Source organism: Mycobacterium sp. 1274761.0, from assembly GCF_001668615.1.
Lineage (GTDB): Bacteria > Actinomycetota > Actinomycetes > Mycobacteriales > Mycobacteriaceae > Mycobacterium.
The window spans coordinates 73,330-97,620 of record NZ_LZMC01000042.1; the positions used below are offsets into that span (position 1 = coordinate 73,330).

Sequence of the window (24,291 nt, forward strand, 5' to 3'; positions counted from 1 at the left end):
TTAACTGTGAACGCGAGGTGGGGGATACCAAGTCGAAGAATGTGCGTGGGCTTAACGACGAAGCTTGTCGCGCAGTCCCTGCATGCGCCGGGCACCATCTCGACGGCCGAGTCTGGGAAAGGACCGGTTGTCGATGGCGGATAGATGGCCCACCGGGGTTTCCCTCGGAAAAAGTCTTTCCGGACCGATGCAGGCCATCGGAGGCCTCTTCGCGATGGCAAAAGACGCATTCATCTTCATCTTTCGCCGGCCCTTCCAATGGCGCGAGTTTTTGGAGCAAGCGTGGTTCGTCGCGCGGGTGTCGATGTTGCCGACGCTGTTGGTGGCCATTCCCTTCACGACCCTTGTGTCATTCACGCTGAATATCTTGCTGCGCGAGCTCGGCGCGGCCGATCTCAGCGGCGCTGGCGCCGCGTTCGGCGCGGTGACACAGCTCGGTCCGTTGGTGACGGTCTTGATCGTGGCGGGAGCCGGGGCCACGGCGATGTGCGCCGACCTGGGCTCGCGCACTATCCGCGAGGAAATCGAGGCCATGGAAGTTCTTGGTATCAACCCGGTCCAACGACTGGTGACTCCTCGCATGCTGGCGTCGGGTTTGGTCGCGCTGCTATTGAACAGCCTCGTCGTCATCATCGGCATTCTTGGCGGCTACGTGTTCTCGGTTCTCATCCAGGACGTGAACCCTGGTGCCTTCGCCGCGGGCATCACACTGCTGACCGGCGTGCCCGAGGTGATCATCTCGTGCGTGAAAGCCCTGCTATTCGGTCTGATCGCTGGTCTGGTGGCGTGTTACCGCGGCTTGACGATCACCGGTGGCGGTGCCAAAGCCGTTGGAAACGCTGTCAACGAAACCGTGGTGTACGCGTTCATGTCGCTCTTCGTGGTCAACGTGGTCGTGACCGCCATCGGCATCCGGATGACGACGGGATAGCTCGATGGCACTGAGAGCTGTTTATCCGAGGGTTTTCCGCCAAGCACGCCGCCCTGTCAACTTTTTCGGCAACATCGGCGACCACGTTCTGTTTTACCTGAGGGCGCTGCGCGGCGTGCCCCACGCCACTGTGCATTTCCGCAAGGAGATCATTCGCCTGATCGCCGAAATCAGCATGGGCGCAGGGACATTGGCGATGATCGGCGGCACCGTGGTAATCGTCGGGTTCCTCACCCTCGCCACCGGTGGCGTGCTCGCGATTCAGGGTTACAGTTCGCTGGGCAACATCGGCATCGAGGCGCTGACAGGGTTCCTATCGGCGTTCATCAACGTGCGCATCGCCGCGCCAGTGGTAGCAGGGATCGGTTTGGCCGCAACCTTCGGTGCGGGCGTCACAGCGCAGCTGGGCGCAATGCGCATCAACGAGGAAATCGACGCCCTCGAATCGATGGCAATTCGGCCCGTCGAGTACCTGGTGTCTACCCGGATCGTGGCAGGCATGACCGCCATCACGCCGCTCTACGCGATCGCGGTCATCATGTCCTTTCTCGCCAGCCAGTTCACCACGGTGTTTCTGCTGGGCCAGTCCAGCGGGTTGTACGCCCACTACTTCGACACCTTCCTCAACCCGATTGATCTGCTCTGGTCGTTCCTGCAGGCAATCCTGATGGCGATCGCGATCCTGCTGGTTCACACGTACTACGGCTATTTCGCGTCTGGGGGCCCGTCGGGCGTCGGCGTCGCGGTGGGTAACGCGGTGCGCACATCGCTTGTCGTCGTGGTGACGGTGACGCTTCTGGTCTCGATATCGGTCTACGGTTCCAACGGCAACTTCAACCTGTCGGGTTAGGGGGTGTGATGAAGAGCAATGCGGTGCGTCCGCTCGCGGGCCTGGGCTTCGTGCTGGCGATCGCGTTGATCATCGCGCTCGCGATCGCGCTGTTCCGCGGAACGTTCACCAAGTCAATTCCGGTGACGGTGATCTCGGACCGCGCGGGTCTGGTGATGGACAAAGACGCCAAGGTCAAGTTGCGCGGCGTGCAGGTCGGCAAGGTCGAAGACATCGAGGATCGGGCCGACGGGACTGCGGCGCTGCACCTGGCCATGGAACCGTCGCAGATGGCGCTCATTCCGTCGAACGTGCTCGTCAACATCACGTCGAACACGGTTTTCGGCGCCAAATACGTCCAGCTGAACTCGCCGCCGGACCCGTCGCCGCAGACGCTGCGCGCTGGCCAAGTCATACAGAGCCAGCACGTAACCGTCGAAATCAACACGGTGTTTCAGCAGTTGGTCTCAGTGCTCGACAAGATCGACCCGGCCAAGTTGAACGAAACGCTGGGTGCGATCTCGTCGGCCTTCAACGGCCGCGGCGAGAAGTTCGGCCAGACCTTGTCCGACCTCAACGCTCTGCTGGCCAAGATCGAACCCAGCCTGCCGAACTTGTCGCGTGACATCGCCGCCGCCGCCCCTACGTTCAATGCCTACGGCGATGCTGCGCCGGACCTGATGTCGACCATCGAGAACACCACCCGGGTGAGCAATTCTATTGTCGACGAGCAGCAGAATCTCGACGAATTCCTCGTCAGCGCCATCGGTCTGGCGCAGATCGGCAACGAGGTCATCGGCGGCAACCGTCAGGCGCTGACAGATCTGCTGCACGTTCTCGTGCCGACCACCGACCTGCTCGCCAGGTACGACAAACAAATCACGTGCGGGATCGGCGGCCTTGTGCCGCTGACGATATCGCCGCCGCAGTCTCCGGGAATCCTCGTCAGTGCCGGCCTCACCCTCGGCGTCGAGCGGTATCGCTATCCGCATGATCTGCCGAAGGTCGCCGCCACGACCGGCGGTCGCGATCTCTGCAAGGAGCTGAGCCTGCCAGAGGTTCCTCCCGGCTTCAGGTCCCCGTTCGTTGTCGGCGACGTCGGCGCTAACCCGGCGCAGTACGGCAATCAAGGCATTCTGCTGAACTCAGAGGGACTCAAGAACTGGCTGTTCGGACCACTCGACGGACCGCCGCGCAACACCGCACAAGTTGGAATGCCAGGATGACCCGATCAATCAGCACTCTGATCAAGTTCACCGCCTTCGCGCTGGTGATGGCGGTGCTGACCGCGTTCCTGTTCTTTATCTTCGCCGAGACAAGGACCGGTTCCACCAACGGGTATTCGGCCGTTTTCACCGATGCCTCGCGGCTCAAGTCCGGCGACAGCGTGCGAGTCGCGGGCATACGTGTCGGCACCGTGAAAGACGTTGCGTTGCAAGCGGACAGAAAGGTCCTCGTCAACTTTGACGCGGATCGCGACATCAAGTTGACGACCGGCACCAAAGCCGCGATCCGCTACTTGAACCTGGTCGGCGATCGCTACCTCGAACTGCTGGACGGACCGGGGTCCACGCGGATTCTCGCGGCAGGCGGACAGATACCCATCGACCGAACGGCGCCCGCGCTCGACCTGGATCTCCTGCTCGGCGGACTGAAGCCTGTTATCCGGGGCCTGAATCCACAGGACGTGAATACTTTCACGAGATCGTTGGTCGAGATCCTGCAGGGCCAAGGGGGCACGCTGGACTCGTTGTTGTCGAAGACGTCGAGTTTCACGAACTCGCTCGCAGACAACAATCAGATCATCGAGCAGTTGATCGACCAACTCAAAACGGTGCTCGATACGCTCGACAAAGACGGAGACCAGTTCTCCGGCGCGGTTGATCGGCTCGAGCGCCTGGTCACCGGACTCTCCCAGGATCGCGACCCCATCGGGACGGCGATCGAGTCGCTGAACAACGGAACCACCTCCCTCGCGGATCTGCTCGGTCGCGCGCGAGAGCCGTTGAACGGCACCGTCGATCAGCTCAGCAGGCTGGCTCCGATCCTCGCGAATGACAACCCGCGACTCGACGCCACGATTCAGCGCTTGCCTAATATCTATGCCAAACTCGCGCGAGTCGGCTCCTACGGGTCCTTCTTCCCGTACTACATCTGCGGGATCAGCTTCCGTGCCAGCGATCTACAGGGCCGCACCGTGGTGTTCCCGTGGATCAAGCAGCTCCAAGGGAGGTGCGCGGAGTAGTGCTCAAATATCATGGATCACAGCTGGCGCGGGCCGGGATCATCGGCATCGTGCTAGCCATCCTGACCATCACTGTCGGACTACAGCCCGAGCGACTGGTGGCGTGGGCCTCTGCGCTGCGGTACAACGCGCTGTTCTCCGAGGCCGGTGGGCTGGTCGAAGGCAATGACGTGACGGTATCGGGCACCAAGGTGGGCACGGTCTCATCGATCAAGCTCGACAACGGTGACGCACTCGTCGGGTTCACCGTCAGCGGCAAATACGCTCTCGGCAGCGACACAACCGCACACATCCGTACCGGCACCCTGCTGGGAGAGCGGGTGCTCGCGCTGGAATCGGCGGGCAGCGGCACATTGAAGCCCAACGCGGTCATACCAATCTCACGGACCACATCGCCCTACTCGTTGACCGACGCGGTCAGTGAGCTCACCACGAACACGGCAGGGACCGACACTCAATCGTTGAATCAGTCGCTGGACACCCTTGCTTCGACGCTCGACCAGATCGCGCCGCAACTCGGCCCGACTTTCGATGGCCTTTCGCGGCTGTCGAGATCGTTGAACAACCGCAACGAGAGCCTGGCGGAGCTGTTGAAGACCGCGGGCGACGTGACCGGTATCCTCTCTGAACGCAGTGCGCAGGTGAACACGCTGATCCTGAACGCCAACGACCTGGTCGGCGTCCTCAACGACCGTCGGTACGCCATCACCAGCCTGCTCGCGAGCACCTCGGCTGTGTCCAAGGAGCTGACCGGCGTGGTCGCTGACAACGAGAAGGAACTCAAACCGACGCTGGACAAGCTGAACTCCGTCCTGGCAGTGCTGCAGAAGAACCGGGAGAACGTGTCGAAGATGCTGCCGGGGATCAAGAAGTATCTGGTGACCCAGGGTGAAATCGTCTCCAACGGCGCCTACTACAACGCGCTCATCCCCAACATCTCGCCCGCCCAGATTCTGCAACCGTTCCTCGACTACGCATTCGGCTTCCGGCGCGGGGTGAACGCCGGACAACCGCCGGACAACGCCGGTCCGCGATCAGAGCTACCCTTCCCGGTCAACAGCATTCCGCAACCGGGAGACCTTCCTGACGATGGGGATCCGGGTGAACCGCAACCGTAAGCGGATAACCATGCTGGCGGCGGTCCTACTGGTCGTCGTGTTGGTGGCCGGAACCATCGTGCTCGTCCGGAAAGCTTTTTTCGGGCCGACCACCATCACCGCCTACTTTCCGACCGCGACGGCGATCTACGCCGGCGATGAGGTCCGCGTGTCGGGCGTCAAGGTCGGCTCGATCGATTCGATCAAGCCTGACGGCACCCAGACGAAGATGACACTGAAAGTCGATCACGGTATAGCCATTCCGGCCGACGCCAAAGCCGTCATCGTCGCACAGAACCTGGTCGCCGCCCGCTACGTCCAGCTCACGCCTGCATATCGGAACGGCGGCGGACCGACCATGCGCGACGGTGCGGTCATACCCGCCGATCGAACCGCCGTACCCGTCGAATGGGATGAAGTCAAAGAGCAGTTGATGCGGCTTGCGACTGATCTAGGACCCAAGCCCGGCTCGGGCATTTCCGACACCTCGATCTCACGCTTCCTCGACAGCTCTGCCAACGCGCTCGGGGGCAACGGGGACAAGCTTCGGCAGACACTCGCCCAACTATCCGGTGCAGCAAGGATCTTCGCCGAAGGCAGCGGAAACATCGTCGACATCATCAAGAACCTGCAGATCTTCGTGGCCGCCCTCCGCGACAGCAAAGAGCAGATCGTTCTGTTCGAGAACAGGCTGGCCAGCCTCACCAGCGTCGTCAACGACAGCAGGTCTGATCTGGACGCGGCGCTGTCGGATCTGTCGGTGGCGATCGGTGAAGTGCAGCGCTTCGTGGCGGGCACTCGCAACGAGGCCGCTGAGCAGGTGGCCCGGCTGGCGGATGTCACCCAGGTGCTGGTCGACAACAAGATGTCGCTCGAGAACATCCTGCACGTCGCGCCCAACGCGCTAGCCAACTTCGAGAACATCTACTACCCCAACGGAGGTGCGGTTTCGGGCGCGTTCTCGCTGGTGAACTTCTCCAACCCGGTCTACTTCTTCTGTGGTTTGATCGGCGGAATCGCGAATACCACCGCACCCGAAACGGCGAAACTCTGCGCGCAATACCTCGGCCCGGTGCTGCGCCTGCTGAACTTCAACAACATCCCGTTGCCGTTCAACGCCTACCTGCGACCGTCGATCAACCCTGACTACCTCATCTACACGGATCCGAAGCTCGCCCCCGGCGGCGCGGGGCCCGGCGACCCGCCGGAGCCATTTCCATCGGTTTCGGCCTACCTGGGCGCGGGCGATATCCCACCACCCCCCGGTTGGGGCGCTCCTCCGGGGCCGCCTGGAATCTATTCGCCGGGCAACGACGCACCGATCCCGCCGTCGCCGGCACTCTTTCCCGGCGCGGCCATCCCGGGCCCGCCCAGGGTGGTCTCGAATGTGCCTGCGGGGCCGCCGCCGACGGTCGACAACCTGCTGCTACCCGGGCAAGCTCCGCAGCCTCCTGGGCCACTGCTTCCTGCGGAAGGAGCGCCGCCGTCATGACGCGCGCAATCAAGCGACTGGCGATCGTCGGTTCGTGCCTTGCGGTGTCTCTGACAGGGTGTGCCTTCCAGGGCCTGAACTCGCTGCCGTTACCCGGAGCCGTGGGACGAGGACCGGGTGCGGCGACCTACCACGTCGAGCTCGCCAATGTGGCGACGTTGGAGTCGAATTCGCCGGTCCTGATCAACGACGTCGTCGTCGGCAGTGTGGGTCCGATGAAGGTCGACAACTGGCACGCCGACGTGGAGATCTCGGTGAAGCCGGAGGTCGTGGTGCCGGCCAACGCGGTGGCCACGGTTGGCCAGACCAGCCTGTTGGGGTCCATGCACTTGGCGCTCAACCCTCCCCTTGGTGAAAAGCCGAGCGGCCGTTTGCAACCCGGCACTACGATTCCGTTGAAGCAATCCGCGACCTATCCGACAACGGAACGGACGCTGTCGTCCCTTTCTGCGGTACTCAACGGCGGTGGCCTGGGGCAGATCGGGGACATCATCCACAATGCGAGCGTCGCAGTGGCCGGACGCGAACCCCAAATTCGCGAATTATTGACCCATCTCGATAATTTCGTCGGCGTCCTCGATCAGCAACGTGACGACATCATCACGACCATCCAGCAACTCAACCGGGTGGCGGGAACATTCGCCGGGCAGCGTGAGGTGATCGACCGCGCGCTCAGGGAGATACCTCCGGCGTTGGACGTGCTGATCAAGGAGCGGCCGTTACTGACAACTGCGCTTACGAGGCTGGGCGAGTTCGGGGACACCGCAGCGCAGTTGGTCAATGACGCGGGCGACGACCTGGTGACCGACCTCCGGAATCTCGACCCGATTCTGAGGTCGCTCGCGGACATTGGGCCTGACCTGTTCAACGCGTTGATCTTCGCCACCGCATTTCCGTATGGTCCGACGTTCGCCGACAAGATCACCAGAGGTGACTACATCAACCTCTATGCGATCTTCGACATCACCTATCCGCGGCTCAAGAGGACACTGTTCCTCGGCACCCGGTGGGGCGACGAGAACGCGAAAATGATTCCCGCGCCGGGCGATCCCTTCTACCTGACCTACTCATATGCCCCGATGAACGTCGGCGTTGCCCCGCCGCCGGAAGCGCCGCCACCCGCGCCTGCGGCGGCCCCAGGGGCGCCGATGCCGCCGGTCACCGGACCGCTGCTACCGGTATCGCCACCGCCGACGATGCCGGGCGCGGCCGCGCCGCTGACGACGTCTTCCCAAATCTTTGCGGGCCCGTATGGGCCAGGATCGGCGGCACCGCAGGCGCCCCCGGCCGAGATAGCACCCACACCTGAAGGGGGTGGCTGATGCTGACGCGCTTTGTGCGCAACCAGCTGATCATCTTCACGATCGCTTCGATCGTGGGTGTGGCCGTCATGTTGTTCACCTACATCCAGGTGCCGACCCTACTGGGCATCGGACGGATCACCGTGACGATGAAACTGCCGGCGGCGGGTGGCCTGTACAAGTTCTCCAACGTGACATACCGGGGTGTGCAAGTCGGCAAGGTCACTGACGTCAAGCTGACGCGAACCGGAGCTGAAGCCACTTTGACGCTTAACAGGTCGCCGAAGATTCCGGCCGATCTCCAGGCGGATGTCCGCAGCGTGTCTGCGGTGGGCGAGCAGTACGTCGACTTGCGTCCACGCACCGCCTCTGGCCCCTTCCTGCAGAACGGGTCGGTGATCGCCAAAGAGAACACGTCGATCCCGCAGGCAGTCGGTCCGGTGCTGGATCAGCTCAACTCGTTGGTGGGTAGCATTCCCAAGGACAGGATTTCCGACCTGCTCGACGAGACGTTCAAGGCGTTCAACGGGGCGGGCCCCGATTTCCAGTCACTGGTCGACTCGGCTTCCACGGTCACCAAGGACGCCACGGCCGTCTCGGATCAGACGAAGGCGTTGATCGATGACAGCGGCCCGCTCTTGGATTCACAAGCCGAAACGGCGGACGCTATCCGGACGTGGGCGCGCAGCCTGTCCGGAGTGACACAGCAACTAGCTGAAGACGATCCGCAAATCCGCGCGATACTGCAAAAGGGACCCGGGTTCGCCCAAGAGGTCAGCACACTGCTGAATCAGATCAAGCCGACGCTGCCGATCTTGCTCGCGAACCTCAACACTTTGGGCCAGATCCTCCTCACCTACAACCCGGCCATCGAACAGGTGCTGGTGATCCTTCCGGCCGCGCTTTCGATGGAGCAGGCGTTCGGCATCCCGAAGAACAACGTCAACGGTCTACCGCTGGGTGATTTCGCGTTGACCATTACCGATCCACCGGCGTGCACCGTTGGCTTTCTACCGCCGTCGTCGTGGCGATCGCCCGAGGACCTGTCGATCATCGATACCCCTGACAATCTGTACTGCAAGCTGCCGCAGGATTCCCCGATGAACGTGCGCGGCGCGCGCAATTACCCGTGTATCGAGCACCCCGGAAAACGCGCGCCGACCGTCGAACTCTGCAACGACCCAAGGGGATACATCCCCACGGCGATCCGGGAGCACTCCTTGGGGCCGTATCCGTTCGACCCGAACCTGATCGCTCAGGGCGTGCCACCCGATGACCGCGTCGACTTCAACGACCGGATCCACGCTCCGGTAGAGGGCACCCCCAGGCCTCCCGGCGCGGTGCCCGCGGGCACGGCGCCCGATGCTCCGCCACCTGGCGCTCCGCCGCCTGGTCCGCCGCCTCCGGCGGTCGCGCCGGCGGCCGTGCCTGCACCGCCGCCACCGGGCAATTCTCTCAACGGCGTGCCGATACCTGCGCCGCCGCCCGCGGACGGCGCAGTCCCGGCTGCGCCAAGTGCCTTCAACAGCAACGCAAGCGGCGGACCATCGGTGGCGATCACGCATTACGACCCGCGCACGGGAAACTATCTGACCCCCGACGGTCGGCTGCAGCAGGTGCAGAATCTCGCGGCGGGTGGACACCCGAAGTCGTGGAAGGATCTGCTCCCGATCTGACGGCCGCTCGGCACCGGAAGCGCTGGGGCTACAACTTGTCCAGCCGGAAGGGCAGTTCGATTTGCAGGGACTTGTTGATTCCGCAGGAACCCGACGGGGACATCGTGATGTCCCGGCCGCCGAGGAGGGTGGTGAAGGTCGGTCGGCGTTCGTTTTTCACGGGATCGATGCCCCAGAAAATGATGTTCTGTGCGCCCTCGGCGTAGGTGCCGTCTGGGCATGCTTCCCAGTTCGGAATGGCGCGCTTGACGTTCCACACATCACCGTCGTACGTGATCGGCGCCGTCCAGCCGGCCGAACTCTTCACCTCACCGAGGCACTCGATGGGGCTCTTACAGGTCGTTGAGATATCCCAGGTCTCCACGATTGTTCGCTCATCCTTGAAGACGTCGTTGGTCCTGGCGAACTGCCCGTTGGACAACGCTTGGTAGCGACCGTTGAGGTTGGGGGCGTCTGCCTGCGCCGGCGGCGCGGTACCCAGCGCTCCGAGCGCGATTGATGCCGTTGTCACAATGCTTCCGACGACACGCTTTCCACCCATGGCACCAGCCTATCGCCGGTTGAAGTGCTGCTCTCTGAAAGAGAGAATTTGGTTTCGGTGGTGTGTGAGAATGGCCGATGTGCGATCCCTGAACGCGGCGCTCGCCGGAGTCATGACCGCTGGATTGTTGGCGTCCGCTCCACCCGCTGCCGCAGACGAGTGCAACTATCCCGATTGCACGCCAGGCATCGCCCCGCACATCGTCCTCGGCTCTTATTGCGACAATCCGACCTACTACGCGTTCGGTGTCACGGACTGGGGCAGGCTCGTGTTCTGCGGCTCGCCGAGACGGTACGAGCCGCGGTGGTTTCGCTCACCTGAGATGCACGGCATCAAGAACGAAGGAGACTTCTGCCCGGCGGAGGAGGGTGAGGTCGCGCAGGCACCCGACGGCCTCTTCCTCACCTGCAATGCCCGTGACGGCTTGAGTCGGTGGGAGCGCGGCGATCTGTAGAGGTCACCCCACCGGGGTGAACTTGATGTTGATCTCGGTCAGCCCGCGCAGGATGAACGTCGGCTCGTAGGTGTAGTGGCGCGCGCCCGCCGGACCGTGTTTGTCCGCGTCTATGGTGATGTCGCTCAACCGATCCAGCAGGCGCTCGATGCTGACGCGGCCTTCGACGCGGGCCAGCGGCGCGCCGGGGCAGGAGTGGATGCCGCGGCTGAAAGCGATGTGTTCGCGGACGTTCTTGCGGTCGAGTGAGAACTCGTGCGGGTTCTCGAAGCGAGAGGGATCCCGGTTCGCGGCGCCCGGGCTGACCATCACCGTGGTGCCCGCAGGGACCGGCGTCTCACCCAGCGTGGTGGTCTTGCGGGCCATCCGGAACACGCTCTTCACCGGGCTGTCCATCCGCAGACACTCCTCGATGAAGACCGGGATGAGGCTGCGGTCCGCTCGTAGCTTGTCCTGGATGTCCGGGCGATCGCCGAGCACCCGCATCGCCGCGCTGAGTAGCTTGGCCGTCGTCTCCTGGCCCGCGCCGAAGAGGAAAGTGGCGGTGCGCACCACATCCACCACCTCGGGGGTTGAGCCATCGGGGTACAGCGCCGTCGCCAGGCCGGTGAGAACGTCATCGCGCGGGTTTTTGCGACGGTCCTCGATGTAGTGCGAGAACTTCTCGTCGGCCCACTCCAGAGGGTTCGCCGCGATCGGCTCGTGGTCCAGGCCGCCGATGTTGCTCCCGGGCCGCTGTGCGCCGAAGGCCTCGCGGAACTCCTCATGATCCTCCTCGGGAACACCGAGTAGGTCGGCCACCACCAGCAGCGAGAACGGCCTCCCGTAGGCGGCCAGGAATTCACACTTGCCGTCGTCGATGAACTCGTCGATGTGGCGATCGGCGAGGCGCCACATGAAGTCCTCGTTCTCCTTCAGCCGCTTGGGCGTCAGCAGTCGGCTCAGCAGCGATCGGGCGTTGGTGTGATGCGGCGGATCCATCGTGACCATGTGCTCATACATCGGGATCTCGGTGCGGTGCGCCTCGAGCTGCGCCGTGATGTCGTCGCCCTCCGGGGTGAAAGGGATCGGGGTGAACGGACCTGCCACCGCGACGCAGGCTGAGTAGTTCTCGACGTCCCGGTAGACCGCGTTGGCGGCTTCCCAGCCGGTGACTGCCAGCACGCCATTGTTGATCGGACAGCAGGTGGAGTCCTTGGACCGGAGGTGGTCGAAATAGGGGTGCGGGTCGGGCACGAGAGCCGGGTCGGTGAAGAAGTCCACCGAGTCGAAATCTGTGGTCATTGGTTCGTGCCTCCCGGGCCGGAATGATGATGTTGTCGAATGACGAAAAATCTGCTGAGCACCTGCTTAGCATGGGGCTGAGGTCAGGGTCAAGGCGACGAGCCGGGAGGCCGCTACCATCGGCGTTTCGGGGGTGTCGCGGGTGTGGGCAGCAGGAAAGGTGGCGCCGGGGATGGCATCGGAGCGCAGAATCGGGGCGCCGGACGCGAAGAATCGTGCCGTGCTGCTCGACGCCGCCGAGCGGCTGATGCTCGAGGAAGGCTACGCGGCGGTGACGTCGCGGCGGGTCGCGGAGAAGGCCGGCCTCAAACCGCAGTTGGTGCACTACTACTTCCGCACGATGGGCGATCTGTACCTGGCGGTGTTCCGCAGGCGCGCCGAGCAAGGGCTCGAGGCCCAAGAGCGGGCACTGAAGTCCGAGCAGCCCCTGTGGGCGCTGTGGAGATATAGCTCCGATCCGAGAATCACTGCCTTCACCGTCGAGTTCATGGCATTGGCCATCCATCGCGATGAGTTGCGGGCCGAGTTCGCGCGCTACGGCGAATTGTTCCGCGAGCGCGAGCGCAAGGTGATCAGCGAGACGCTGCAGCGTTACGGCATCGACGCTTCAGAGGTTCCGCCGGTGGTATGGGCGGTGTTCGCCACGAGCCTGTCCCGCATGCTCGTCATGGAGACGGCACTGGGCATGTCGGGGGGGCATACCGAGACGCTGGAATTCGTCGAGGCCTGGCTGCGCGAGCTCGAAGGAGAGCCGGTCGAGTCGATGAAGGCAGCTGCTTCAGCGGGCGGATAGCCGTCCTGCCAGGGGCGAATCGGCCACGCCTTACCAAGGGCGAATCGAGCACAAAGCGCCCTTGGGGCCTTGGGCGGTCTTGGCGACGACGCCGTCGACTGCGAGCACGCAGTGCAGGTTGGGTGTCGCTTGCGAGTCGGTCTGGATGCTTGTGACGACCATTGCCCAGGCGTCGGGGTTCGCCAGGTAGGTGTCCATGTTCCATTTGCGGTCGGGCCCGACGTCCACCTCGATGTTAGGGCTGTACAGATACGGGTTGTGGCTGTACTCGCCCCAGTTCGGCGGATCTGTGTCGCGGTAATAGATCTCGGCTCTGTACGGCTTTTCGGACCAAACGCTGTACTGTACATGGCGAAGCGGCGGCCCGGGCGGCGGATCCACGGGTTCAGCCTGCGCGACGCCGATTGGTGTTCCGATGGCGGCCGCAACTAGCAGTGTCAAGGCAGCCCAGCGCGCCGGAAGCATCATTTCCGAATTTTAGAACAAGACTTTCACCGGGCATAGCGGATCACGGTGCGCCGACTATCGCAAACGTGCGTGACCGTTTTGCCGCTTTGTCCTAACCCCAAATGCAAACGCCACTCGGCTCACGTCTCGCGAAAGTGGCGGTTGCCTACGCACGAACGCATCTAGAGCGGAGGCAACGCCAACACCTGCGTCGGCGCTGAGTCACCATTCAGCGGGGTCGTCGTACACAAGGTCGCGTCAGGGGGGTTAACCCCCATCAATCGTAGGGTCAACCCCGTGTTGTCGCGCGGCGGCACTTCGTACTTTGAAGGTATGGCTGACATGAATACCGACCGGGAGGTAATCGAGGGCGCCCTCGCGCTCATCGAGGCTGACGGTGGGTGGACCCAAGGCGCCTACTGCCGCGACGCCGATGGCACTCAGGTGCACCCAGCAGTCGACTCCCCGGGCGAGTGGGTGCGGATGTTAACCGCGCACGTGGGCGCGGGTGCTTACCGCGTACGCACCGAGCCCGTGGCTTCCCCATGCAGCTTCTGCCTGGGAGGCGCGTTACGTACCGCAGCTGGCTACTGGCACAGCGGACAGCCCTACGCGGCGCAACGGCAAGTAGATCGGCTGGAGTTACTACTGGTGCGGTTGGCCAATTCCGCCGAGTCATCGAACTGGGCGAATCTGGACGCCTTCAACGATGATGTGCACACCACCGCGGCCGACGCGGTGCTGATACTCAAGCGCGCCGCGGCCTATCTCGATGCTCAGGGCCGCGAGGGGGCCTGAGGAGCCCTGCCCGGGAAGGCCTTCACGGAACCGGTTCAAGGGCAATGCGCTTGTCGGGGCGGCCCACCGTGATTGCGGATTCATGCATCGGACGCACTACTGCAAGGCGTGCGGGGCATGGTCTATACGCCGCGGTTGCGCACGATCTGTCACCGTCGAGACCGCGACGAGCGACAACCCGGCCCGAGTTGTAAGTAGTTTGAGCGGCCGATGAATTGTCGCCCAGGTTTCGATGTGGAGACAGGCTCTGTGTGTGTGCCAGCCCTCTTATGCCTAGAGGGGCGATAGCCGTCATTCAGTACAGATAGATGGCCACTATGGGCTGCTGTGCGCTGTGCATGACATGGCTAAATGCTGGTGGTCAGCGAGCGTGGATACCGCAAATATCCTTGACTGACTTCACTCCCGCAGAAGGGAGAACTGATGACAACCACCTACGACCCCACTCAATACCTGAGTGCGCCCGCAGGCGCTGTGCACGTCGGCGAATGGCGCGGCGACGGTGCTGACCGGGGCCGCCCGTTCGAACACGCCCCCATCGATATCGGGGACGCGACGCTCACCATTCACGGCGTCCAGTACGCCCGCGGCACTACAGGGCGGAGCATCATGATGCGGCTCGACGAGGCGATCCAGTCTCGCGGCGACGATCTGACAGTGCAGGATGCGCGGCGGTTGGCGGCGATGCTGCTGAACCTCGCCGACACCTGCGAAATCCTGGACGGGGCGCAGCGATGACCGCCACCGAGGTGCGTATCGAGCGCCGCGAGTTGCCGCCCATCCCGAACATCGGCGCCAATGTGGTCGACATGATCGACCCGTATGCGGTTGTTACTGCCGGCCACATCGTCGGGAAGGTTGAGCGGTATTGCTACTGGCATCCCAACGATGAACACCCGCTAGACGTTGTGTACGAAGCGACGATTGACGGGTTGCCGGACACATCAGGGACCGCGCAGGTACTCATGAACCAGCCTGAGTCGCTGCGGCAGCTTGCCGCGGTGTGCGCACAGGTGGCGCTCTTGCTTGAGGAGGCGAAGACCCGTTCGGATTTGGTGCGCGGTTTCTTCCTGTCGGGGAACCAAACGGACATGTCCGGCGTCTGACCTACTGTCTCCCCCAATCGGCCCGCCATCCGCTCCCCTGATGGCGGGCCAAACCTTCCGGACACGCCCGGGCCGCGTCTGCTGTGCAGCCACTCTTACCCGGCGGATAGAAAATCATTTCTTGCCCCAAGCGGACTCTGGCCGCTGGGCTATTACAGCGAAGTGCCGGTGAACGCGACCATTTCTTCCAATAGATGATCGCACCCCCATGAGGGGTGCCACCTAAAAGGGGAGAGAAACACCATGACCGCTTTCGCCCGCAGGCTCGCGTCCGCCACCCTCATCGTTGCCGCCGGCGCACTCGGTGCGTTCGGCGCTGCCACAGAAGCGCAGGCCCAGCCCGTCAAGCAAATAGACGCGTACAACACCTGCTACAAGCAATTGAAGCCACGAGAAGGCAGCACCGCAGCCAGTTTCGACTGCTGCGTTGTGGCCGGCGGCACGTGGACAGGAGGCACCTACCCCGAGGGGTGGTGCGTCCTTAAGAACGCTCCTGTCCCAGATACCGGGGGCAGCTCGATTCTCACTCCAGCCCAACCCTTAGACCCCACCCGAGTGTCAACGATCTGATTGGAGTCTCAGCAAGCACCAACCGGTCGACTAGGCGCCGCGAAGGTACGACAACCGACTGCAGTCGTTTAAGACTCACGCGCGCCCGCAGCTATCGGCGCCCCTGCTGACGGGCCGAATGCTGTGTTTGATCATACCCAGCGTCGGCAACGAGTGTTGTCAGTGGGAAACGACGGTGAGGGATGACCCCGGCGGTTCCTGCAAGGCGGTCAGCGGGGTTCATCCCCTTTGTTAAGACGCTAGCGTTGCCCCGCTGACCGTCGCCTTCGCGGAATCTGTCTGCCACCAATCACCACGGGGCGGGTCCACTCCTCTAAAGCGGCGGCACTTCGCTGCCGAAGAAAGTACGAGTAGTACACCCTTTCAGGTAGTTCAAGCGGAGTTCCACTGAGCAGATGTCGATATCGGTGCCCGCGTCTTCCGTGGCCGCGTCGAGGTAGTTATTTGACGGCGGTTCCGGGGCTGCCGGCGCTGCCTGCGGAGCCCGTCGCGCCCGTGCCACCGGTCGTGCCGCTGGCACCGGGGCTGCCGGCAGCTCCACCGGCGGGATCGGTGCTGCCGGCACTGCCTCCAGCACCCGCGGCACCCCCCGCGCCACCGGCTCCGCCTTGTCCGGCGGGACCGGCCGATCCGGCGGCGCCGCCCGTGCCCCACAGCCCGCGATGGTTGCCGCCGGTGCCGCCGTTTCCGCCGTTTCCGCCGGCGCCTCCGGCACCCCCACTACCGCCGTTACCGCCCGTGCCGCCGTTGCCCGCCGCTCGCGAACAGGTGCCATTGTCCCGGCAGGCGCCGGCGAGTACGCCCTGGCCGCCCGTTCCGCCCGCCCCGCCCGCTCCGCCGGTCGTCCCGGTGCCACCGGTGCCGCCTTGGCCGCCCGCTCCGCCTGGGCCGCCGTTGCCTCCGAGGAGTCCGCCGTCTCCGCCGGGACCGCCGTTGCCGCCAAGGCCACCGGTGCCGGCGTTATCGACGCCGTTCCCCCCGGTGCCGCCGGTGCCGCCGGTTCCGCCTTGAGACGACGTGCCGCTGGCGGCGGTGCTGGCGTACCCTCCCGTCCCGCCGGTGCCGCCGGGAGCGCCGACGCCGCCGTTTCCGCCGTTGCCGCCTGGTCCGCCGATACTCGTCGCGCCGCCAGGTGACGAGTTGGCTCCCGGGCCGCCCTTGCCGCCGGCCTGGCTGGATACCGGGACTCCGCCGACGAAAGTCGTGGTGCCATCGCCGCCCGTCCCTCCGGGGTAGGAGCCCTCGGCGCCGGCGCCGCTGACTGTGGGGTTGACCCCAGCGGTGCCGGTGCGCCCCTGGCCACCCGCGCCGCCGGCCCCACCCGCGCCGATCAGCCGGGCGTTGCCGCCCGCCCCGCCATTGCCGGCGACGCCATTGTTGAGGTCGGCGGCCACACCGGCGCCACCGCGGCCACCGTTACCGAACAGCAAACCGCCGTTGCCGCCAGCGCCACCGGTGCCGTTGTTCACCCCGGCGACCCCAACGCCGCCCACACCGCCGTCGCCGAACAAGCCGGCGTTGCCGCCTTTACCGCCGTTGGCTCCCGCCCCGCCGTTGCCGAACAGCAACCCGCCGTTGCCGCCGTTGCAGGCTGTCCCGGTGCAGTCCGCTGGGGCGTCGGCTCCGTTGCCGATGAAAATCCCGATGATGGCGCTGATCGGATTCGGTGTGGAAGCGGCGGGAATAGGCGCACCAGGCGTGGGGAGCAGCGCCGCGGTCAGCCCCTTCGGGGTGGGCGTGGAGAAGTTGGTGCCGAACAGGTTGCTGCCGCAGCCCGACGGATCCAGCGGGCACGACGGCGGGGACAGCGGTGGGGGCAGCGTCGACCCGACCGACGCCAACTGAACCTGAATGGGGGGTGCCACCGGATGCGCCGGGGCGCTGGGCGGACTGGCCAGCCAGATGCTGCCGGCACCTGCGATCGCGCACCCCGCGCTGACAAAGGGAAAAACTGACTTCGCCACTACCATCCGATCTCAGACGTGCGGCTAACCAGGCCAGATACCCGCCGCTAACCACGCCAGCAAATTAACGCCGACGATAGCACGCAAGTGACCGCGTTCAGCAGGAAACTAGTGCGAGCCGATCAGGCAGACTTATGCCATGACTGCGGTCGTCCCGTTTCCGCCGGCACCGATGCTGGCTACCGCAGCCACCCTGCCGACGAATCCAAGCGGATATGTGTTCGAGGCGAAATGGGACGGTGTCCGCGCCCTCGCCCGCGTCGACGGGCGCACAGAACTGTTCAGCCGTCACGCGCATAACATGACGCCTTGCTTTCCGGAGATCACCGAGCACCTGGCCGACGCCTTGGCGGGGCGTACCGCGATCCTCGACGGCGAACTCGTTGCAATCGATCGGCACGCTTGTCCCTCGTTTTCGTTGATTCAGCGTCGGATGCGTAGCACGCGCCCGCCCGCGCACCTCGTCGCCGCTGTACCGGCCATGTTCTTTGTCTTCGATGTTCTCTACCTTGACGGCGCCGACGTGATGCGCCGCCCCTATCTCGAGCGCCGTGGACTCCTCGATGACCTGGACCTCACGGCGAAGCTGGTGCTGACTTCGCCGTATTGGACAGGAATCAGTTCGGAGGCGATGTTCGACATCGTCAAGGAGATGCGCCTTGAGGGTGTGGTGTGCAAACGCGCATCGTCGGTGTATCAACCGGGGCAGCGGTCGCAGGCATGGATCAAAAGTGTTGTGCGGCACCGCGCACCGCTGGTGGTCGGGGGTTGGATGCCCGGCCGAGGCGGTGGCGTCGGATCGCTACTAGTTGGCGGTCACGACAGCGGCGGTGCGCTGGTCTACTGCGGCCAGGTCGGGTTCGGGTTCAGCGGCCCGCTACGACGGACGCTGGCCGCGAAGTTCGCCGAACTCGATTGCGCGACATCACCCTTCAGTAATTTGCGCAGACTCGACGGCGCCCGTTGGCTGACCCCATCCGTCGTCGTCAACGTCGACTACCGCGAGTTCACCGGCCGTCTCCGGCATCCCTCGCTGAAGGGGATCGTAAACGTCGAACCCGGATCTGTCGTTCTGCCGTCATAGCGTCGAAGGTATGCGGCTACGTCGCACGCGCCGTGGCTGGGAGGAACTAGCGCCGGCCCGATGCGCCAACGGGCACACGCTGAAGGGCAACGCCCTCGTGGGTGTAGCGCACTGTGACTGCGGGATCATGCATCGAACGCACTACTGCAAGACATGCGGGGACACGTTTTACACGCCACGGCTGCGAACGATCTGCCACCGCCGAGACTTCGACGATAGAGATCCCGGCCCCGAACTGTAGGTCAGTTGTCGCGCCGCACTAATGCACAAATCGCATGGGTGAGTTCTCCGGGAGTTGTGGCAGCGTCATGACAGCGGGACGTTGTTAGCCTTTCTTTTATCAGCGTACAGTCATAATTTTCCTTGCCGTTAGCGTTTGCGGTGAACATCTCTTCTTGGGCGCTGCGTGACGGGTTGTGTAGTGCGCTACTCCAATTCGCGCGATTTGCATGGAACCATTGCATCAGTAAAGGGGACGACTACCATTCATGACGTACCGGAGTAGCGGGAATACACGATTTGCGCACTGATCCTCGGCAGACCCCCGTGATTCAGATTCAATCGTGAGGAGGACGATCCTGTGGGTCCAACAACGGAGCACGCGGATAGGACAAGCCTGAGCGTCGACGAGTTGCTCGAACGGCAGAGCGACCTCCCGGTGCTTGCCACCATCGAATCCTCCGGCGAGGACCGTGTCGCGGTTACTCCAGTGGTAGGCGGGCGATGTGCTTGCTCACAAACGATAACTGTCAGTAAGGCTGACATCGAGGCAGTGGTTCCAACCGAAGATGTCCGTCTTTGCTGCGGAAAGCGACTGATCGTCGCTGAAGTCGCTTTCACCAACGAGACCGTCGCCGATATCTTTCGACAGCTGAGCCAGACTGCCGCAGCGTTGGGCCAGCAGAACCGCCTCCCGTATAGCGGCTTAAGACTGCTCTCCGACCGCGACGGGCTCAATCGCAACCTCCCAGGCTTTGACAACTTCGGGGACTTTGTGGACACAGGAGGAGGGGCCGGAACAGGGGGTGGCGGAATAAACAGCGGCACAAGCCGTGCGAAATTCTGCGCCGAGCAACGCCAGTCCTGCATCCTAAACGCCAGGAACTTGCCTCCTGAAGATAGGCAATGGGCTTTGGAACAGTGCGAGAAAAACTACCAGGATTGTCTGCGCAGTTACATGTAATCAGCCGCAGATAACGCCCATCAAAGGAAGAAAACTTCCCCCCGTGGACTTCTCGCCAGCCTGCGTCGCACCAAAGGAACACCAGAGACCCTGCAACAAACTCATCCACAGCACACCCGACGATGCGGCCCGACATTTCCGACGACCAAATAGGGCCCGGCGAACTCACAGACCATGACATTGCGCTGAACTCACTGTGCCAGTTCGACATTGCGTACTGCTTCGTCGTCGCAGCGATGGGAACTCATCACGCATCGGCCTACCCGTCGTCGGCCGCGTTCGATGAAGACCGCGCGAAACCCATCGCGCAACGCGTGGTCACCGATGCCGACCTCAGGCGACGCATGTTTCCAGGAGTCCCTGACGCGCAAATCGCTACAGCGATCCAACAGATGTATGAACTGGCGATACGCGAATCAGCGACCAACTACGGAAGCCGATGGTGGGCAATGCCGCCGAGTGTCGACCAGTGGGTCACTCACAACTTGCCCCCGAGATAGCGACATCGAATATAGAGAGGTCGTCGGCGGCTTCCGCCCACCGCACCGCGTATTCTTGGTTCTCGTGCTCGCCTCCTGGAGCGCCGAAATTGAGCAATCGTCACCGGACTTCTTTCAGAACGGCGCATACTCGACCTGTAACTAATCAAGCGGCTCAGGCGGCGGGGGGCGATACCAATGGTTAATGGGACAACCGCGGCTCCAACCGTGAAGCTCGACGAACAATTTGAAGACATCCGATCGCGCGAAGTGGCCTACAAACTAACCATCGACAACACACTAATCACGTCACTCACCATTCTTACGCTTAAGCCTCGGCTTCCGGTAGGTGCCAGACTTGTAGATGTAATCGACAACTCAATGGTTCAAGCAGGTCAGCGCAGAGATCAACTTGTTCACGAGTTGAACATACTTTTGCTCCAACGGTTCAGTGAAATGCCCGCTTTTCAGGAGAAGCAAAAACAAGTACGAAGAACCGCTGAACGCGTTGCTCGATCGTCCTCAAACCCGCCCACCAGTGGAGCACGAAACATATGGGATCGCTATGCCTCTGTAATGAAGGGCCTATTGACCGGAATCGGCGGCGAGGTCTTTGATCTGTCGGACGATCGAGATGATGACTCCCTAGCCGGCGCCCTGTTCAAGATCGAGTCGTCGGAAGATGCCGATCTAGCGCTCAAAAAGTGGTTCACCCCCAGCGCGCCAGAACAGTCGCCCCCCAACGACGAGGACACTCTGCGCTCAATATTCGAAGCGAAGATCGACCAGCTCCGCAGGGTGGAAGCGAAGGTCACCGAGACGGACAGCACGGGTCTGACCACCATAGAGCCAGGATCCTCCTTCGTACGTACATATGTGGTGAAGTTCAGGCGGCCAGCTCTTGAACCAAGGAAATACCAATTAGGCTTTGAGGGCGAATATGAAGCAGGCGAAGCTCAAAGGACGATCTCAGTCGCGACCCACTTGCAAATTAGTCCTTATCCCCTCTCGCTGAATCTGGTCGTCATAGTAGCGGCCTTGCTCGGCGCTTTTGTCAGAGAAGCACTGTCAGATATCTCGAACCCGCTTCAAGAAACTTTCCTACAGGCGAACAACGGCAAGCTCTTTGTTGGCCCGATAGTCGCGTTAGTTTTCTTCAACGCGTATGAATACACTTCCCTTGGAAAAGGCCTCACGATGGCCGTGAGTTGGAGGAGTGCGCTTCTCATAGGAACTCTATGTGGGCTAGCAGATGACCGCATTGTAAGCGCCCTTAAGGCACTCATTGGCGTCTAAGCCATCCGAAGACCGTCAGTTGTGGTCTAAGAACACACACCTGGTCCGGTGGGCGAAGATTTTATTGCCGAAGAGCTCATCACTGAGCTAACTGTGTGCCGTCCCCACGCGATCATAGGGCAGACGGCTCGGGCGGGGTTCCGTTCTGGCTGATGTCGGAACTGGACGACAGGCGTGATGCCCTGGCGCGGGTGTGCTGTCGATGAACCTCGGTGAGTTCGTTTTCGGCCCTGCTGACGCACATTCGACAGGGACCGCTGATCGAGTTCGGTTTCAACTCTTAATGCAAGAGGCATCAGTTTGCCTTCCCTTTAGTGTGCTCGGACTTCGATTGTTGCGGCGCGATATTCCGCGCCGGCGTTGCCGCTGAACGTGACGCTGCCATCAGCGGTGGAGCTGTTCTTCGTTCCTACGCACAAACCGATGCCTTCGGCCCGTTTGGTGTATCCGGCTGGCGCAGCGTCCCACGTGGTGGATTGGGGTGAGACGCAGAGATGCAGCAGCAGGCTTGTTCCGTTGCTTCGCGCCAGGGTGACTGCCGGGGCGATGGAGTCCCCGTTGGTCGACGCGCCGCCTTGCATTGCGTGCCCGCCGGTCGGGGTGGTGGCGTCCGCGCCGCGCACCACGACCGCACCGACGAAGCTGGCGCCGGACCAGTCACCTGAGGTGTGGTTGTTCGCCGTCGCTTTGAAATGCGCTGTCCTTGCCGCCACGTTGTTCGAGCCCGCAGGGGCGTCCACGTCCTCCCACGCCGGAACGGTGCCGCCTGCAGCGGGTTTCGGCGGAACGGTGTTTGTCGGCCATTGAGCCGCGATGATGTAGATGTCGTCGCCGGCCTGATGAGCAGGGATCGGCACGTCGGACGTGCCGGTGATACTTACGCCAGAGCGGTTGACGCCAATCAAGGTGACAGGGTTCGGCAGCGCCACAGTGGTGGGCGTCAACATCATCTTGATTGCGGCGAACATGATTTCTCCAGTTGCTAGTAGAGATTCAGCGCCGCTGCACAGCTCGGGCTGCCCGCCTCCCATTGAATGGGAAACGAGTTCGACTGCGCCAAAACGACATCGGAAACCACTTTGCCGTTCAATGTTTGGCGAGTTCCGATAGGCACTGACAAGCCACCAAAGGTGGTGTATGAGCTGAACACCACCAGATTCGGCACGTTACTTGGCGTGACAGTCAGCGTGGCGCCTGACCCGTCGGTGCTGGACGTGGTGAACCCCGCCGCGGTGGTGACGTTGTTGCACGTTATTGACATCGCGCCACCCGAGTTCAGGGTGGCGCCGCCTGATTGTGTGAGGGTCACACTCGCGGTCTTCGACCCCGAACCGGGGGGTGTGCCGATAAACCAGCGCTGCCAATGTCCAGCACTCGTATTGACGGAACTACCCAACTCGGTGAGCGCGGTGCCCCCGAAAGTCACAGTGGCGGTAGCGGATGCGGTCATGCCGCTGCTGCCGTAAACGATGACGATGACCCTCGACGCGGAGGCTCCGACAGTGTGGTTCCACGTGAACGTTGCGGGACTGACCACACCAGATTGCTCAGTCGACTTCGCCGAATTATCCACCGACGGGGGCTGCGCTGCGCCGCCCGTGAAAACCAGCCAATACGTGCCGTCGTTGAGAAGTTCCACCGACTGGCCCGGCAGCAACGTCATCGACGTGACCGCACCCCCGGAGTGGTAAATCTGGTCGCTGCCGGCGCGCTGCACCGTCAGATTGGCGGTGCCGCGGTTATACAGCCACAACGTGTACCCGGTGTTCCCCGAAACAGCTGGCAGCGTCCAAGCGGCTGCTGTAGTGCCGTTGAACACCCACATATTCTTCGCCACCGTCAACGTCAAAGTTGATGCACCGGAAATATTCACATACCTGGGGATGACTGTTGAACCGTTAGCGAGGTTATTGAGGGCGGTTTCGACATTGATTTCGTCGGCGGCGGTGAAATCATCACCAGCGATCCAATCAGCGGGTAACGTCACAGCTTACTCTCCTGTCAGCCAATAGCATTGCTGCAAAACATCTTTCATCATTTCAGCCCGTTGATTTGCGAAAGCGGGCAGGATCAACCGCGACCACCTGGCCGCCCCCTTCCGACCTAGGCGCTACCGCAGCCCGCGCCGCCCGCAATCGAAGAATCTCCGCCTTCGCCCGCTCCAACGCAGGATTCAGATTCGCCCGCAACTGAGGCATCGCCTCAAACGACTCCGACAGCAACCGATACCGCATCTCGGCCTCAGCCAACTCATCGCTGTTGTCGACCATCGCCTCAGCGAGCGTCGCGTACTTGGCCATCAGGCACACCTTTCGCAGTCATGCGAACCGCGGATTCAGATAGGTCTCACGGATCGGCGCGGTTCTCCGCACACCAGAGGATTTCTCACGATTGCACTGCCAACAGCACGTAGCACAGTTCTCCAACGCGTCCGCCTCAACCGGCGACCAGCCCAACCTCAACGCCTCATCCGAGCTGATGACATGGTCGACCGTAAATGATCGCGGATGCGGCGGCCGTGCGTCGTAATCAATCGCCCCACCCACCGCCCGACAATCAGCGGTGATCTGCAACGCGCACGGTGCATCACCATCCCGACGCCGAACCTCAGACCGCCGCCGGTCCCGAATCGTGGTTGACGAAAACGGCATCAGCTACCCCGCCCGCTCGAAGGGGGTAGGGGTGGGTCACACACGTCTCCGCGTTTGAACTGGAGGGGCG

The 24,291-nt window shown here is 62.8% G+C and carries 24 protein-coding genes; 16 read left to right on the top strand and 8 right to left on the bottom strand.

The annotated features are described in order from the left end of the window. Positions 1–133: 133 nt before the first annotated feature. The 8 genes from A5651_RS07565 to A5651_RS07600 are packed head-to-tail and all read left to right on the top strand — an operon-like array spanning position 134 to position 9,571. Positions 134–931: an ABC transporter permease gene (locus tag A5651_RS07565; RefSeq protein ID WP_066977655.1), complete on the top strand. Its 798-nt coding sequence runs from the start codon at positions 134–136 to the stop codon at positions 929–931. Positions 932–935: 4 nt separating this feature from the next. After that, the gene (locus A5651_RS07570) at positions 936–1,781 is read left to right on the top strand and encodes an ABC transporter permease (RefSeq protein WP_066977658.1); all 846 of its coding nucleotides are present in this window, start codon (positions 936–938) and stop codon (positions 1,779–1,781) included. Between the two features lie 8 nt (positions 1,782–1,789). Beyond that, on the top strand, positions 1,790–2,986 hold the full coding sequence (locus A5651_RS07575) for an MCE family protein (protein ID WP_066977661.1): 1,197 nt from the start codon (positions 1,790–1,792) through the stop codon (positions 2,984–2,986). Further along, a complete protein-coding gene (locus A5651_RS07580; protein ID WP_066977663.1) occupies positions 2,983–4,005 on the top strand; it encodes an MCE family protein in 1,023 nt (340 codons plus the stop codon). The genes A5651_RS07575 and A5651_RS07580 overlap by 4 nt, the downstream gene beginning before the upstream one ends. Beyond that, positions 4,005–5,123 (top strand): MCE family protein, encoded by a 1,119-nt coding sequence (locus A5651_RS07585; RefSeq protein WP_066977666.1) that lies wholly within the window; start codon positions 4,005–4,007, stop codon positions 5,121–5,123. Before A5651_RS07580 ends, A5651_RS07585 begins: the two co-directional genes overlap by 1 nt. Continuing rightward, a complete protein-coding gene (locus A5651_RS07590) occupies positions 5,095–6,594 on the top strand; it encodes an MCE family protein (RefSeq protein ID WP_369803920.1) in 1,500 nt (499 codons plus the stop codon). Before A5651_RS07585 ends, A5651_RS07590 begins: the two co-directional genes overlap by 29 nt. Beyond that, the gene (locus A5651_RS07595) at positions 6,591–7,916 is read left to right on the top strand and encodes an MCE family protein (protein ID WP_066977669.1); all 1,326 of its coding nucleotides are present in this window, start codon (positions 6,591–6,593) and stop codon (positions 7,914–7,916) included. The genes A5651_RS07590 and A5651_RS07595 overlap by 4 nt, the downstream gene beginning before the upstream one ends. Further along, positions 7,916–9,571: an MCE family protein gene (locus A5651_RS07600; RefSeq protein ID WP_066977672.1), complete on the top strand. Its 1,656-nt coding sequence runs from the start codon at positions 7,916–7,918 to the stop codon at positions 9,569–9,571. Before A5651_RS07595 ends, A5651_RS07600 begins: the two co-directional genes overlap by 1 nt. Positions 9,572–9,599: 28 nt before the next feature. On the opposite strand, the gene A5651_RS07605 is transcribed toward A5651_RS07600, so the two are convergent. Continuing rightward, positions 9,600–10,112, bottom strand: coding sequence for a hypothetical protein (locus tag A5651_RS07605; protein ID WP_066977675.1), 513 nt, complete (start codon positions 10,110–10,112; stop codon positions 9,600–9,602). Between the two features lie 79 nt (positions 10,113–10,191). Between A5651_RS07605 and A5651_RS07610 the strand changes: the two genes are divergently transcribed. Further along, positions 10,192–10,566, top strand: coding sequence for a hypothetical protein (locus A5651_RS07610; protein WP_066977743.1), 375 nt, complete (start codon positions 10,192–10,194; stop codon positions 10,564–10,566). A 3-nt stretch (positions 10,567–10,569) separates the two neighbouring features. Here the strand turns inward: A5651_RS07610 and A5651_RS07615 are convergent, their stop codons facing one another. Then, positions 10,570–11,850 carry a cytochrome P450 gene (locus A5651_RS07615; protein WP_066977678.1) on the bottom strand — a complete coding sequence of 427 codons (1,281 nt, stop codon included), beginning with the start codon at positions 11,848–11,850 and terminating at the stop codon, positions 10,570–10,572. 172 nt (positions 11,851–12,022) lie between these two features. On the opposite strand from A5651_RS07615, the gene A5651_RS07620 reads away from it, so the two are divergent. Further along, the gene (locus A5651_RS07620; RefSeq protein WP_066977681.1) at positions 12,023–12,643 is read left to right on the top strand and encodes a TetR/AcrR family transcriptional regulator; all 621 of its coding nucleotides are present in this window, start codon (positions 12,023–12,025) and stop codon (positions 12,641–12,643) included. Positions 12,644–12,673: 30 nt separating this feature from the next. On the opposite strand, the gene A5651_RS07625 is transcribed toward A5651_RS07620, so the two are convergent. After that, entirely contained in the window at positions 12,674–13,111 is a 438-nt protein-coding gene (locus A5651_RS07625; protein ID WP_066977684.1) for a hypothetical protein, read from the bottom strand. A 312-nt stretch (positions 13,112–13,423) separates the two neighbouring features. On the opposite strand from A5651_RS07625, the gene A5651_RS07630 reads away from it, so the two are divergent. The 3 genes from A5651_RS07630 to A5651_RS07640 all read left to right on the top strand — a co-directional run bounded on the left by A5651_RS07630 (position 13,424) and on the right by A5651_RS07640 (position 14,994). After that, on the top strand, positions 13,424–13,888 hold the full coding sequence (locus A5651_RS07630) for a hypothetical protein (RefSeq protein WP_066977746.1): 465 nt from the start codon (positions 13,424–13,426) through the stop codon (positions 13,886–13,888). Between the two features lie 423 nt (positions 13,889–14,311). Continuing rightward, a complete protein-coding gene (locus A5651_RS07635) occupies positions 14,312–14,626 on the top strand; it encodes a hypothetical protein (protein WP_066977687.1) in 315 nt (104 codons plus the stop codon). Then, on the top strand, positions 14,623–14,994 hold the full coding sequence (locus A5651_RS07640; protein ID WP_066977690.1) for a hypothetical protein: 372 nt from the start codon (positions 14,623–14,625) through the stop codon (positions 14,992–14,994). Before A5651_RS07635 ends, A5651_RS07640 begins: the two co-directional genes overlap by 4 nt. 1,010 nt (positions 14,995–16,004) lie before the next feature. Here the strand turns inward: A5651_RS07640 and A5651_RS25235 are convergent. Continuing rightward, complete coding sequence (locus A5651_RS25235) at positions 16,005–17,528, bottom strand: hypothetical protein (protein WP_066977693.1); 1,524 nt, start codon at positions 17,526–17,528, stop codon at positions 16,005–16,007. 139 nt (positions 17,529–17,667) lie between these two features. Here A5651_RS25235 and A5651_RS07650 point away from each other — a divergent pair, with 139 nt between their 5' ends. From A5651_RS07650 to A5651_RS07665, 3 genes are all read left to right on the top strand, one after another. After that, the gene (locus A5651_RS07650) at positions 17,668–18,612 is read left to right on the top strand and encodes an RNA ligase family protein (protein WP_066977696.1); all 945 of its coding nucleotides are present in this window, start codon (positions 17,668–17,670) and stop codon (positions 18,610–18,612) included. 580 nt (positions 18,613–19,192) lie between these two features. Next, the gene (locus A5651_RS07655; RefSeq protein WP_066977698.1) at positions 19,193–19,795 is read left to right on the top strand and encodes a hypothetical protein; all 603 of its coding nucleotides are present in this window, start codon (positions 19,193–19,195) and stop codon (positions 19,793–19,795) included. A gap of 707 nt (positions 19,796–20,502) precedes the next feature. Further along, positions 20,503–21,570 carry a hypothetical protein gene (locus A5651_RS07665; RefSeq protein ID WP_156662703.1) on the top strand — a complete coding sequence of 356 codons (1,068 nt, stop codon included), beginning with the start codon at positions 20,503–20,505 and terminating at the stop codon, positions 21,568–21,570. Positions 21,571–21,881: 311 nt separating this feature from the next. Here the strand turns inward: A5651_RS07665 and A5651_RS07670 are convergent, their stop codons facing one another. Genes A5651_RS07670 through A5651_RS26390 form a run of 4 tightly spaced genes read right to left on the bottom strand, consistent with a single transcriptional unit; the run spans position 21,882 to position 24,221 of the window. Continuing rightward, a complete protein-coding gene (locus tag A5651_RS07670) occupies positions 21,882–22,538 on the bottom strand; it encodes a hypothetical protein (protein ID WP_082943630.1) in 657 nt (218 codons plus the stop codon). Between the two features lie 14 nt (positions 22,539–22,552). Further along, complete coding sequence (locus A5651_RS07675) at positions 22,553–23,557, bottom strand: hypothetical protein (protein WP_066977707.1); 1,005 nt, start codon at positions 23,555–23,557, stop codon at positions 22,553–22,555. 52 nt (positions 23,558–23,609) lie between these two features. Next, on the bottom strand, positions 23,610–23,870 hold the full coding sequence (locus A5651_RS07680) for a hypothetical protein (RefSeq protein ID WP_066977710.1): 261 nt from the start codon (positions 23,868–23,870) through the stop codon (positions 23,610–23,612). Positions 23,871–23,888: 18 nt separating this feature from the next. Next, on the bottom strand, positions 23,889–24,221 hold the full coding sequence (locus A5651_RS26390) for an HNH endonuclease signature motif containing protein (protein WP_082943631.1): 333 nt from the start codon (positions 24,219–24,221) through the stop codon (positions 23,889–23,891). Positions 24,222–24,291: the final 70 nt, after the last annotated feature.